A 236-nucleotide genomic window follows, 5' to 3' on the forward strand; every position below is an offset into this window, starting at 1 on the left:
GCTTCAAGCATGAATAAAAATAGAACGGCTGATAACGCGCTTTACTCTTGTGCATTTCCTACGTCTGCTGCCTTAATACGTTTCGTCAATGCTGAATAAAGCGACGGCTGCATGTTATGGATGTTACCGAGCATCCATTTAACATAGTTGATGGGCACGTCTTTAATCAGCTTACCTTTATGCTTACCAAAGGGCATTTTGCTCACTGGATTGGCCTTGTTAGCGATAGCATGGGC

At 43.6% G+C, this 236-nt stretch carries 1 protein-coding gene; it reads right to left on the bottom strand.

All coding sequences use genetic code 11. The features are described 5' to 3' along the window. Positions 1 to 41 precede the first annotated feature (41 nt). Positions 42 to 236, bottom strand: a 195-nt coding sequence (locus AAEY75_RS17080) for a putative quorum-sensing-regulated virulence factor (protein WP_352260376.1), incomplete at its 5' end; no start/stop codon positions are given.

The organism is Psychrobacter sp. TB55-MNA-CIBAN-0194 (genome assembly GCF_040309505.1).
In the GTDB taxonomy this organism is placed as follows: Bacteria; Pseudomonadota; Gammaproteobacteria; order Pseudomonadales; family Moraxellaceae; genus Psychrobacter; species Psychrobacter fozii.